Here is a 13,608-nt window from a genome sequence, read left to right as displayed (position 1 = left end):
CTTTCTACAACGAATGGAAAAATAACGATTAAAAATTGAAAGGGAAAAGTTATGGACAAGAGAAAGACAAGGTTGTTATTCCGTCTATGGCTTATCGCTATTGTTGTTGTGGCCGGCACTGCTGCTTTTTCGCTGGGTTCGACACAGACAAAAGAGGTTGAAAACAGTGATTGGCAGGTCATAGCTTCTGATGTATTTGTTGACAAGATGAAAGCCGGTTGGGTTGGCCAAATGGTGGGGGTTTCTGTAGGCGCTCCGACGGAAGCTAAGGCGCTGGGGATTATGTTCCCGCTGGAGAGGATTCCAAAATGGACAGCCGATACCATCAATGAAAGTTTTGGTGAAGATGATTTATATGTCGAGATGACATTTTTGCGGACGCTGGAGGTTTATGGTCTTGATGTATCACAACGACAGGCAGGGATAGATTTTGCCAACAGCAGATACACGCTTTGGGGAGCAAATAATATTGGCCGTAGCAATATGAGAAATGGCATAGCTCCGCCTGACAGTTCCCACCCGAAATTTAATCCGTATGCAGACTTTATAGATTACCAGATAGAAGCGGACTTTTCAGGTATTATTGCCCCAGGTTTACCGCAGTTTGCGGTGGAGATGGGCGAGAAATTTGGCAGATTAATCAATTATGGCGATGGAATGTACGGTGGGCAGTTTGTTGGGGCGATGTACAGCGAAGCTTATTTTGAGACTGACATAAAAAAGATTATAACAGAGGCGGTCAAGAGTATACCTTCGAAGAGCAGGTATGCTGAGTGTGTTAATGATGTATTGAGATGGTATAAGGACAATCCAGACGACTGGAAAAAAACGTGGCAATTGGTGAACGACAAGTATCACACGGGGGCAGGTTTTAAAAAATCTGATTTGAATATTACTGCTGTACTGAATGGGGCATTTGTCTGCATAGGACTGTTATACGGCCAATCAGACCCGTATCAAACGATGTCTATTGCTATTCAGTGTGGCCAGGATTCCGACTGCAATCCATCCAGTGCTTGCGGGGTGTTGTTTGTTACGATTGGGTACAATAAATTGCCGGAAGAATTCAAAAGAGGCATCGACAAAAACATAAAATTTTCCTATACCAACTATAGCTTTCCGAAATTGATAGATGTATCCAACAAATTGGCCGGGGAGGTGTGTTTGAGGGCCGGCGGGAAGATAGAAAAAACTGCCGATAGCAAAGAAATTTTCTTGATTCCGCACAAGCCGGTTAACCCTTCAAAGTTTATGCGTTCCTCAAATCCGGAACCGGTAGAAAACAGCCGGTTCACTGCCGAAGAAATGAAACGGATAACGGAAATTGAGCCGCAGCTTGGCCCAAAAATTGGAACAATCGCAGATGTGGAGAAGTTTGCACCGGGCTGGAAGGTCGAAAATTGCAGAGAGGACTCCAGCGGCTTTTTCAGCTTTTACGATCAAAACAAAAATGTGTTGGTAACCACTCCGCCGGATATGGGAGCTTGTTCTTTGAGCAGGGACATTGCGATAACGTCAGGCAAAAAAACGAAAATCCATATTGCAGTTTGCTGTTCTTTTCAGGGGGATTTTTTACTGGTAGTGAAAGCTGATGGCAGGGAGCTATTCAGTCAGGTGGTGGGCAGGGATACTGCAAAAAACTGCTTATTTGAGAACGACATTGATTTGTCTGAATTTTCCGGTAAAACTGTGAAATTGGAGTTGTTCAATCAGGCAAACGGTCTGGGGTATGAGTCGGCCTGTTGGTTGATGGACAAGATTAAAATTATTTCTGAATAATAGTGAGTGGTATAATCCGTTGTTTAAGCAGAGAGGTATGATGAAAATAACAGGCACTTTTTTAGACGAGATTACCTGTGACATCCCATCGAATAACTGGGGGCCGGAAGAATGGGGAAAAGATTTTGAAGCTATGAAGCGGATGGGTATCGATACTGTAATTATCATACGCAGCGGCTGGGGGCGTAATGCCATTTTCGATTCGCGCGTTTTGAAAAAGGGAATTAAAATACTTCCGGTATATTGCGACCTTGCACAAATGTTTCTTGAACTTGCTGAAAAGCATAAGATGAAACTTTTCTTTGGTACTTATGATTCCAATGTTTTTTGGCGAGATGGGCGATTGCAGGATGAGGTTGATATAAATCTTAAGCTGGTCGATGAAATTTGGCAGAAGTACGGCAAATGCAGCGCGTTCGCCGGCTGGTATATGGCACACGAGTTTGGCAGGCGATATGGCGATGTGCCGGAGTCGCTGAAAAAAGTTGCCGACCGATGCAAGGCAGTCAGCAACGGCCTGCCTGTTATAATGTCGCCTTATATGTGGGGAAAGAAAGCTGTCGGAGATGATGCGGTAAGCATTGAGCAGCATCGCAAAGAATGGGACGAGATTCTTTCGGTTCTCCACAAGAGCGTTGATATTGTAGCTTTTCAGGATGGACACGTCGAATATGAGGAATTGAAAGATTATATCTGTGTAAACAAAGAACTGATAAACAAATATCAGATGACTGCCTGGTCAAATGTTGAATCTTTTGATAGAGATATGCCGTTCAAATTTCCTCCGATTGATTTTCGCAAGATGCTTTGGAAGATGGATTTTGCCGCCCAGGCCGGCGTTGATAAGTGTATTACATTTGAATTTTCGCATTTTATGAGTCCATATTCAACCTGGCCGTCAGCTCGCAATCTTTACAAGAGATATTGTGAACATTTTGGAATAGATATAAGCGGCATATAGGATATGAAAGGGACTAAATGAAACTGCGATTAAATTTATTGCTGGTTTTAGTTTTTGCTTGTCGTGTGTTTGCCGCTGATAAAGTAGTTGGTGCAGAAACGACAGTTAATCGTTTTCTTGAAGAGAATATAGACTTGTCAAATTATGCTGGTAAAATTATAAAGATAGAATTGCTTAATAAAGCTAATGGCTTGGCTTGTGAGTCGGCATATTGGGATGTGATTGAAATAAATAACTATTGAGTAGGCATGGATGTCTATTGGATTTTGTTGGTAAATATAATTTGGAGAGTAAAATGAAAGTTATGAAATGTATAGTTATTTGTCTGTTTTTTAGTTTGGGTAATATGGTTTTTGCAAAACAGGATACTCGTGTTATTGGGCTCGATAAACTTGATATAGGCAAATGCAAAAGCGATTACCACTCTGCAAAAACAAACCAATCTGCAAGTGACAAACCACTGACTATTGCAGGCAAACAATTTGAAAAAGGTATTGGGGTTTCGGCTCCGAGCCAATTTAGAATAAAACTGGCCAAAGGCTCCAAACGATTCACTGCTTGTGTTGGTGTCGATGATTCAATTCCGAAGGAATACACGGAGCCGACAAATCTTAAATTCAGTATAGTTGCAGACAAAGGACGAGTTTTGTGGGATAGCAATACAATAAAATTAGGACAATCTGTCAATGTTGATATTGACCTTACCGGTGTCGAGGAGATTGAGCTTATTGTTGAAACATCATTCCCTCATTCAGCCTTTGCGGATTGGGCAGATGCGAAGTTCGAGGTTTGCGGCGAAGCTCCAAAGGCTATTGCGATAAAAACATATAAGCCGTATATTTTAACGCCTAAACAGCCTGATGCTCCGCGAATAAATGGCGCTGACATTTTTGGCGTTCGTCCCAACAATCCTGTTCTTTACAGAATAGCGGCCACTGGCAAAAGGCCGATGAAATTTTCGGTAGTTGGGCTTCCAGAGGGATTGAATTTAGATAATCAAACAGGCATTATTACCGGCAAAATAAATAAGGCCGGCAATTATACGATGACCTTTACAGCGGAAAATGGTTTAGGTAAAGCGAATAAAGATTTTACTATTGCAGTCGGAGAAACGATTTGTCTCACTCCGCCTATGGGCTGGGATAGCTGGAATTGCTGGGGTTGCAGTGTTGATGCGGAGAAAATAAAAGTTGCTGCTGATGCAATGGTAAAAAGCGGATTGGCGGATCATGGCTGGCAATATATAAATATTGATGATTGTTGGCATGGCAAGCGAGACCCCAATACAGGCAAAATTACCTCAAACGAAAAATTTCCCGATATGAAGGCTCTTGCAGATTATGTCCATAGTCTCGGTTTGAAAATAGGTTTATATACTGATTGCGGCCCCAAAACATGTGCAGGTTATGAAGGCAGCCAGGGGTATGAACAGATTGACATCGATACTTATGCGGAATGGGGTTTTGACTATGTAAAAATTGACTGGTGTTATTGTGAAGGCAAAGATCAACAGCAGACCTATTCTAATTTAGGCCAAATCATACCTAAAGCAAAACGAGATATTGTATTCAGTATTTGTGAATGGGGCAACGGCAAGCCGTGGCTTTGGGGCGAAAAGGCCGGCGGAAATTGCTGGCGTACAACAGGAGATATATTTGATACCTGGCAAAGCATTCTTAATATTGGTTTTTCGCAGGGCAATCTCTGGCAATATGCAGGTCCAGGCCATTGGAACGACCCTGATATGATGGTTGTCGGGAAAGTCGGTTGGGGACCAAGTCTTCGTCAGACGCGTCTTACTCCGGATGAACAATATACCCATGTCAGTTTGTGGTGTCTTTTAGCATCACCTCTTTTAATTGGCGGCGATATGAACAGTCTTGATGATTTTACATTTAGCCTTCTTAGTAATGATGAGGTTATTGCTGTTAGTCAGGATTTACTTGGCAGACAGGCACGACAATTGTGGCAGGGCGATGAGCAGGTTTGGGTAAAGGATATGCAGGATGGCTCAAAGGCTGTCGGTCTGTTCAATTTAGCCGCGGCAGAAAAAAATGTAAGTTTTAGTTTGGCTGATATTGGCTTGTCTGGAAAGTGCAAAGTAAGAGACCTTTGGAGGCAGAAAAATATTGGAACAATGCAGAAAGAATTTACCGCAAAGGTTCCTGCACACGGAGTTGTACTTATCAGAATAATACCTAAAGATTAATTGCATACTTTGGAGTAAACGATGACAAGGAAGAATTTTTCAGGTCTTGCGGCATTTTATCAAAATGCCCTGTTGAACAATGTTTTGGATTTTTGGACTAACAATTCGCTTGATAAGGAATACGGCGGATACTTTACCTGTCTGGACAGGGAGGGAAATGTTTATGATACGGATAAATTTATCTGGCTGCAATGCCGACAGGTCTGGATGTTTTCCGCTTTGTTTAACCGATTCCAGAAAAGCGAACAATGGCTCGACATAGCGAAACTCGGAGTTGATTTCCTCGCAAAAAACGGAATGGATAAAAATGGCGACTGGTATTTCTCGCTTGATAGAACAGGAAAGCCACTCATTGCTCCATATAATATTTTCAGCGATTGTTTTGCGGCGATGGCGTTCAGCCAATATGCCTTGGCGACCGGCGATAAAAAATCCAAAACAATAGCCTTAAATACTTATCAGCATATCTTTAATCGCAAATCAAATCCAAAAGGCCAATATACAAAAGCTGTTGCCGGCACAAGGCCGATGATTTCGATGGCGGTTCCGATGATATTGGCGAATTTGTCGCTGGAGATGGAATGGCTTTTGACTCCGCAGCAGCTTAATTCAGCATTAGATATGTGTGTTAAGGAAGTAACGGAACTATTCTATGACAAACAGGCTGGCCTGCTTTTGGAAAATGTTGCTCCGGATGGCAAGAGAATAGATTGTTTTGAAGGCAGACTAATCAATCCCGGCCACGGCATAGAAGCGATGTGGTTTTTGATGGATATAGGCAGACGCAGAAATGATACTGCTCTGATAAACAAATGCTGCGATATAATGCTTACCATTCTAAAGTATGGCTGGGACGAAAAATATGGCGGGATATTTTACTTTCTCGACATTGATGGCCACCCGCCGCAGCAGCTCGAATGGGACCAGAAACTCTGGTGGGTTCATCTTGAAACACTGGTTGCACTTGTTATGGCATATTCGAGTACCGGCAAAGAAGAATATTGGCAGTGGTTTGAAAAAGTACACGAGTACTCATGGGAACATTTCGCCGACAAGGAATTCGGCGAATGGTTCGGCTATCTTAGCAGACAGGGGCAGGTTCTCTTTCAGTCTAAAGGAGGCAAATGGAAGGGCTGTTTCCATCTTCCGCGAGCGTTGTTCCTTTGCTCAAAGGAACTTGAAAAATTAGCTGCAAAGTAAATGGATATTAAATATGAATCGAACCTTTGATTTAGTTGTTGTTGTCATATATTTGGCGTGTACGTTTACGATTGGTATTTTTGCCAGCCGATTACTTCATCGCAATCGCAAGACCACAGAAGATTATTTTCTTGCCGGCCGAGGCATGAAAGGGTGGGTAACAGGTATTTCATTATCGCTGGCAGCAGTTAATGCCGATGTTGCTCCTCTTTATGTTGGTATGGGCGCAGCGATGGGGCTATCGGTCTGCTGGTTCTACTTGTCAAGATTTACTATTGGCTGGCTGATTATTGCGACATTATTTGCGGTTAAGTGGAGACAAATCGGAATAGCGACCGGACCTGAATTTTTTTCATTAAGATTCAAAGGTACCGGCGGTAAATTTGTTAGAGTTTATTCATCTCTGTATGCTCTTTTAATAGGCATGATTCCATGGATTGGAGCAGGATTGCTTGGTCTTCACATGATTGTTGGACCTATATTTGGAATTGAAAATAAATTAATTACGATTTCAATAGTAGTCCCTATCATATTGGCGTATGTTTGGATTTCCGGATTTGCCGGAATACTCGTTGTTGACGTATTCCTCGGCGTTGTTATTTTTTTGGCCAACATTGCGTTATTGATTATTATTTTGTCTCATTTCGGCGGTCCCTCAGGATTAGCCGCAGCAATTACAAAAGTTCATGGCGCATTGGCTGATAATATAATGAATCCGCTGCCTCAAACGGGCAGTGCTATTTTAACTCCTATGGTGGTAGGCGCATGGATGTTACTTTCAACTTTAGGTATCGGGGGCAATGTTGGTACCGAAGGTCAGCGTGTAATTTCCTGCCGTGATAACAGAGAAGCCGCTAAGATGGCTGTCTGGGCGGAGATTACGCTTTTCATGATTCTACTTTCGCTCACATTGCCTGCATTGGGTGCTATAATAAATCATCCTGAATTATATCGTGCGGCTCCAGCTCTACGCGAACAGGCTTATGGTATGCTTCTTGCAGATTTTCTGCCGAAAGGCGTTTTGGGGCTTGCTTTGGCCGCTATTGTTGCCTCTGTTATGTCATCAGTGTCAAGCTTCTTAAATTACGGCTCACAGACTTTTGTAAATGATGTATATGGTACTTTAATGGGTAAGCCTAAGGAATCACAGGCTGTCTGGCTTGGCAGATTTTTTATGCTGGTGATTATAGCGATTTCATTGCTTGTAGTATTTTTTTCCAACAGTTTGATAGGTATCGCTGTTGTACTCGTAGGTCTTTTTGGCTCAACAGCTCTTATCGGTTGGGCACAATGGTGGTGGTGGCGTATAAATTTCAAATCCTGGGTTACCGCAAATGTAGCCGGACCTGTTGTATATTTTACTCTGGAGTTTGTCCTTCATAAAATTAATTGGTGGCAGCAGAAATCAATGCAGTCTGAATCAATTGCGCAGCAGATGCAGATGTATCAGGCTGTTATCTCTATGGTCATTACTACCTGTACCTGGATGTTCGTAGCACTTATTACAAAGCCGGAGGATATGGAACTGTTGAAAAGTTTTTATCGTAAGGCTCATCCTCTGGGCTTATGGGGGCCGGTTCGTCGTGCGATTGAAGTTGAGCAGGGCAGTAAAATAGATACTCCGAAAATGTTAATACCTGCCGGATTTTTTGTTACATTTTTAGGTGCGACCTGGCTGATACTTTCGGTTATTTGTCTTTCATTTTTGTTTGTGGGCAAATGGAATATCGGCATTCTCTGCGGCGTTATTGCTGTTGTTTTTGCGATTTCGTTTAAGTATTCATTCGGTTGGCACATCGACAGAATGACAAAAGCCTCACCGATTCTGACTGTGGAAAAATAATGAGACACTATGCTGCTATTTGAAATGCACGCATGGCATAGCTGCATGAGTCTTTGATTAAAGCCCACATTCAAATGGTTGGCGTTTGCATTTTTTTACGATACTCAATTGGAGACATTCCCATATATGAACGAAATATCCTTGCTATATGTTTATCGGAATTTTCCCCAAGAACTACCGCTATTTGCGAAATTGTCAAATTTGTTTCTACCAGCATATTTGCTATTTCTGCCACACGAACTCTTATAATTTCTTCATGAACACTACGATTAAGTATTCGCTGAAAGCGATTGTAAAGTTCCCGCCTTGAAATAGATATAGTTTCAACTACGTCATCAATCTGGATTTTTTCTTTAGCGTGTTGCCGTATATATCTCATGGCCATAGCAATCTCTTTATCTTCGATTGCCATAATGTCTGTTGATTGCCTTGTTACTACAGCCATGGGACTTATAATAAGGTTCTTTTGTTTGCCTCCATTTTTATTTTTCATGAGTTCGTCAAGAAGCTTTGCTATCTCAAAGCCGGCCTTTTCATAATTATATGGTATACTTGAAAGAGAAGGCGTCGACAAGTCGCAAATAAGGTCATCATTATCTGATCCAAGTACTGCAACTTCTTCAGGAACATGTAATCTTGCCACTTTACAAGCTTCAAGAATATGCTGAGCACGGTCATCATTACAGGCCATTACAGCAATAGGTTTTGGCAAGTTGCTGAGCCATTTTGCTATTTCCTGACGCTCATCAGACCATAACGTTTTTTTGCTCTTCGGACATTTATACCTGTAAAACTCAAAACCTTTTTTTGATATCTCTGAGATGAAACTATCACCGGTAAGACGCGACCAGAATTTATCTTCAAAGCCGCAATAGGCAAATCTGCGAAATCCACGGCTCAAAAAATATTCTGCTGCTGTTACGCCCAGGTTTTTGTAATCTCCAACAATAGTCGAATAGTGAGATTTGCCCATTTTGTTATAAAATGAAAGGACTGCAGGAATACCAGGTGGTATCAGTTCACGAGCTTCTTTGGGGCTTGCGAAAGGTCCCATAATACCATCAATATCATGGATTAGCAGCCTTTGGTTTGGATGCCCCTGTTTTAAAGTCAGGTATGTGGGTAGAACCCGGATAAATACCCAAGGTCCATATGATCTGGCGTATTTTGCTATCCCGCGCAAAATTCCCCTGCCGTATGCGCTGGAAATGTCAAACATCACAGCTACTGTCGGATATTTTGGATTAGCAATCATAATCAAACACCTTTTATATTTAAAATAATTTTACATAAAACAGAGATTGATGCAAGAGAACTCTTTCATTTTATGTGAAATGGAACCATAAAACAACTGTGCTTGATAAAGATGGGGGAAGGTTCACGAACTTTTTGGGGGTTGCAAAAGGACCTATAAATGCCATCAGTGTCATGCATAAGACAAGTTTGCCTAAAATGGTGGTAAATAGTATCGTATTGGTGTTGTATTGAGGGGTACTGAATCACTACAATACAACAAGTAGAGTGCATACGAGTTTGATGTTATTGTTTAGTATAACTGGAGATATTGATTTTTTTGAATTGGAGGTAGTTTATGAAGAAGTTGTGTGTTTTTGTTGCAGTTCTTGTTATCGCTCTTGTCATGGGAGCCAGGGTAAATGCGGCAGCCATCGATGCTGCTCAAGTCTCGTATTCCTGGACCGATCCAGTAGCTTATGGTTATTACGAAGGAAGGCCTGATGATAGTGGCGATGATCTTGCAAACGGGTATTTAAATGGAATAATTGATGGTGTAGACCACGAGAGTGAAGACTGGGTCGAATGCATTAGTGGCGGTGCCGAGCTGCTTTTTGACTTGGGTGGAGTTTACGATCTCGGTTCTATTACAATAGGATATTTTTTCGCCCCAACTTATGGTCTTCCTCAACCAGGTTCACTGGATGTAGAATTTAGCGCTAACGGAGTAGATTACACTGCTCCTATCAATCTCGCTTTGACAACTCAGACTTGGGAAGTGGGAGTTACGCCTTATGCAGCAATTGCAGAGGAACTCTCGTTTTCTGCCAGTACAGCTCGGTTTGTAAAAGTCTTTGTTAATCCTATATCTCCAGGTCAGTGGATGCATCTCGGTGAATTCACTTTTAACGAAGTTCCAGAACCTGCTACAATGTCGCTTTTAGCTGTTGGCTTGTTAGGTTTGATCAGAAGAAAAAAATAATTTAGATTCCACTTTGCGGCTCCGGCTTAACGATAGCTGGAGCCGCTGATTGGTTCAGTGAAATGCTGAACCGATGGCGGACACTGGGTTTGCCAATTATGCCGCCTGCTCATGTTTGATTTCATATAGTTCTTCATATGCAGTCGGGCTTACATAGCCCGGCGAAGCGTGTCTGCATTTGCGATTATATAGCAACTTATGTTTTTGTTTTTGCAATGCCGACGTAAAAATCACATCTTATACGGATTCTAAAAATTACTCGTGCGATTCTCCGCGGGTAAAGCGAAGCCTGCAAAGAATTTACAAATATCACAACGCGTGAGTAATAATATCAATTGGTATTATCCCGTATCTGGGACATTTAACTCCTTGATAAAATGAACGCAATTTATAAATCCATAGTTGGGCATCTTTCGATACGGTTAGACTTCAAAGATTATAATACTCATTGTAATTTACAATAGTAGGGAAACTGTGTTTTTATAGAGCGATTAAAGGTAACGTAAAAATCGCATCCTGTCTGGCACCTTGAATACTTTAAAATTTATTTTGGCGGACGAACGGATTCTTTGTCACTGGCGGCATCAGGCAAAAGCCGCTTTATTTTCAAGGTATGGTTCGACTTTTGCAGAAGAAAGGAGGTGACTGTTAAATATTTCGCAAAAAGGCAATTGCGGTAGAACCAACCATCACGTGTTTTAAAATCAGGAGTTTGTTAAAAAAGAAAGGACAGGATAATGATGAGAAAATGTTTATTATTAATTATTGTTGCGCTGGTTATTTGCAGCACAGTTAATGCCGAAACGATAAGTCACTCAAGCGTAACATACACGATCGATTCAACCACTCCGGCTTATTCAGGCAGACCGGATAATACCGGCGATGATCTGGCTAATGGCACTATCGCGACAACAGATATGTCCAATACTGACTGGGTACAATGGGCGCCGGATCAGTATTCACCACAAAAACCGGCTTATGCCTATCTTAAATTTGACCTGGGATCATTGCAAAATCTTTTTCAGATAGATGTATCGTATTTGAGTTATCCGACTGCCGGTGTGTATAACCCGGAAAAGATAGAATATCGTCTAAGTACGGATAATTCGACCTGGACAAACTGGATTTCACAAACCGGTTTTACCGGTGGCGACTGTCAAGTGAACACGACTGCTTTCAGAGTCATAGGCAAATATCGTTATGTCGAATTTAAGATACATTGCAAGGATTATAGTACAAGTAAGTGGCTGATGCTAAGCGAATTTACATTCCAAAACGCTGCAACAACTAATCAGCCAGTAAGTTGGGGTAGATTCTACACATACAATATTTCGCCAAACGCTTCTTACCCAGACCTTTATCCTTGCTTGACATATTCAAGCGGTTCACTTCTGACGGATACCACAAACGGCACAAGCAGTTGGGGTACGAACTGGGTAGGTTGGTACAATCCGGGAACTCTTACAATTACAGTTGATCTTTGCAAGAGTTACTCTGTCAATAGCTTTAACATCAGAAGTTGTTCCGAGACAAAATCGGGAATTTATTTCCCGCAATGGGTGAAGGTTTATTACAGCACCAACGGGACTTCATACACTCAATACGGCTCCTCGATGTCTCCGCCTTCAGATACTTATGATTATAGCGCATACTATTTCGCAACATCCGGCAGCTATGTAACCGCTCGCTATGTGAAATATGAGATGTTAACTAATACCGTCTGGAATTTTCTGGATGAGCTTCAGATTTTTGGTAAAGTTGAAAATGAAGCGAAATGTCTGCCTCCGGGAGGCGGCTGTTTTAACGGTGCCTATTCGATAAGTTCTGTCGGTGCCGATGATCCTGTAGCCCATCAAAATTCGACCCAAAAAACTCTCGCTATGCTGCTGTGGTATCATCAGCTCAATCCTGGTGTTGCAGGGGCAGAGTTCGAGGATAATCTTGGTGTTCTTTGGAATTCAAGTAATCTTGGTGCCGCTCAGTATGGTGGTGGTGCGTATTCCGGCTATCGTTATCTTACAGTCGGATGGTTGCCGCAAACCAGTACGGCGCAAGATATTGCCAGGGGTATAACGCCTACAGGCAGCTCAGAAAGTTATGACCAGCACCTTCAAGGTTGGTTTACCGATGCGATTACCGGCAGCAAACGCAACGGTACGGGTAATACCGATCCGATATTTCTGCGTCCAATGAATGAGTTCAATGGAAATTGGACTTTCCCAGATGATGAGGATGCTAATAATAACTGGGGCGGTGACCCGCTGAATTTCATGCGTGCCTGGTGGCGTATGTATAATATTGCTCAAAAGGTTGGAGCCACTTCCCTTATTTGGCAGTGGTCTCCCAACGGGGTAAGCTACCCGGCCGATAGCTGGAATACGCCGGACAAGTATTATCCGGGCGATTGTTATGTTGATTGGGTAGGTATAAGTTGCTATCCCGGAGGTGACTATCCTTCTCCGACTAATATCTGGCAAGGTGGCGCAGGCACGGGCAGCTTTAATTATACCGGTACCTATGGCTATAAACCGCTTATAATATCGGAAGGCGGTATTGAAAGTGCATGGAGTACCACCGCAGCCCGCACTGCTTGGATGACTAATTGGTTTTCAACTGGCGCAAGCGGTATGCAAATTCCCGGGTTAAAAGCTTTTGTATGGTATAACGAAGGGGGTATAGGTAGTGCTTTTGACTTTGATAATCTCGGCTCTACAGAGAAAAATGAATTCATCAATGATGTACAAAGCAGCTATTGGGAAACAACACATTAAGTTTTATTAATATGTTGAGCACAAACAAGGCACAGCGGCAAGAAAAAACCGCTGTGCTTTTTTAGTGCATTTTAATTTATTGTATTCGCATGTGAGGTGCTGACAGACGACGGACACTGGGCGAGAGGTTATATAGTGCCCGAATTTACAGGAGTGTCCGAAATGGCAAGCGTAAATTGAAGGCGTTAAGACCGTTTACACAGTTAAATGAACAGACCCAAAAAAACGCACGTTTTCAAAACACCGATTTTCCATTTATGTTATTTCTTACGATTTTACTGTTGTTTTATATTAATTTATTTCATTTCAGTGTGTTTTACGGTGATTTAATAATTTTTTTTATTTGTAAAACTTGTCGAAGCGTAGCGAAGATCCCGCAAAGCGGGACAACTTGCGCATTTTTGCGAAAAATTTGCGCACGTTTGGCCGCATAAAAACTTGCGCACACAACATATAGTGTGTTTGAAATTTTGCGCAAGTGGAAACCTGTGAGGTGCTAAACGAATGACGGACACTCGGACGGAGGGTATAATACCCCCAGAAAGGAGTGTCCAACATGGCACAGTACAAACATTACAGTAAAGATTTCAAGTTACAGGCGGCAAAACTCGTCACAGAACAAGGCTATTC

The 13,608-nt window shown here is 42.1% G+C and carries 9 protein-coding genes; 8 read left to right on the top strand and 1 reads right to left on the bottom strand.

Annotated elements, in window-relative coordinates; all coding sequences use genetic code 11:
* Nucleotides 1–51 precede the first annotated feature (51 nt).
* From LLF92_12140 to LLF92_12115, 6 genes are read left to right on the top strand one after another with little or no spacing between them, the layout of a single operon-like run.
* Nucleotides 52–1,779 carry an ADP-ribosylglycohydrolase family protein gene (locus LLF92_12140; GenBank protein MCE5341855.1) on the top strand — a complete coding sequence of 576 codons (1,728 nt, stop codon included), beginning with the start codon at nucleotides 52–54 and terminating at the stop codon, nucleotides 1,777–1,779.
* Nucleotides 1,780–1,816: 37 nt separating this feature from the next.
* Entirely contained in the window at nucleotides 1,817–2,740 is a 924-nt protein-coding gene (locus LLF92_12135; protein ID MCE5341854.1) for a DUF4434 domain-containing protein, read from the top strand.
* A gap of 17 nt (nucleotides 2,741–2,757) precedes the next feature.
* Nucleotides 2,758–2,982, top strand: coding sequence for a hypothetical protein (locus tag LLF92_12130; GenBank protein ID MCE5341853.1), 225 nt, complete (start codon nucleotides 2,758–2,760; stop codon nucleotides 2,980–2,982).
* Between the two features lie 53 nt (nucleotides 2,983–3,035).
* Nucleotides 3,036–4,949: an NPCBM/NEW2 domain-containing protein gene (locus tag LLF92_12125; protein MCE5341852.1), complete on the top strand. Its 1,914-nt coding sequence runs from the start codon at nucleotides 3,036–3,038 to the stop codon at nucleotides 4,947–4,949.
* A gap of 21 nt (nucleotides 4,950–4,970) precedes the next feature.
* Nucleotides 4,971–6,149, top strand: a complete 1,179-nt coding sequence (locus tag LLF92_12120) for an AGE family epimerase/isomerase (GenBank protein ID MCE5341851.1) — start codon at nucleotides 4,971–4,973, stop codon at nucleotides 6,147–6,149.
* Nucleotides 6,150–6,162: 13 nt separating this feature from the next.
* Nucleotides 6,163–7,992 carry a hypothetical protein gene (locus LLF92_12115; GenBank protein MCE5341850.1) on the top strand — a complete coding sequence of 610 codons (1,830 nt, stop codon included), beginning with the start codon at nucleotides 6,163–6,165 and terminating at the stop codon, nucleotides 7,990–7,992.
* A 70-nt stretch (nucleotides 7,993–8,062) separates the two neighbouring features.
* Here LLF92_12115 and LLF92_12110 read toward each other — a convergent pair whose 3' ends face one another.
* Complete coding sequence (locus LLF92_12110; GenBank protein MCE5341849.1) at nucleotides 8,063–9,247, bottom strand: DNA-binding transcriptional regulator; 1,185 nt, start codon at nucleotides 9,245–9,247, stop codon at nucleotides 8,063–8,065.
* 336 nt (nucleotides 9,248–9,583) lie between these two features.
* Here LLF92_12110 and LLF92_12105 point away from each other — a divergent pair, with 336 nt between their 5' ends.
* Nucleotides 9,584–10,207, top strand: a complete 624-nt coding sequence (locus LLF92_12105; protein ID MCE5341848.1) for a PEP-CTERM sorting domain-containing protein — start codon at nucleotides 9,584–9,586, stop codon at nucleotides 10,205–10,207.
* A gap of 737 nt (nucleotides 10,208–10,944) precedes the next feature.
* Complete coding sequence (locus LLF92_12100) at nucleotides 10,945–12,978, top strand: discoidin domain-containing protein (protein ID MCE5341847.1); 2,034 nt, start codon at nucleotides 10,945–10,947, stop codon at nucleotides 12,976–12,978.
* Nucleotides 12,979–13,608: the final 630 nt, after the last annotated feature.

The sequence above is a fragment of the Planctomycetaceae bacterium genome (assembly GCA_021371795.1).
Lineage (GTDB): Bacteria > Planctomycetota > Phycisphaerae > Sedimentisphaerales > UBA12454 > UBA12454.
Note: the sequence above shows the minus strand (reverse complement) of the source record. Positions and strands in the feature narration are given on the sequence as shown.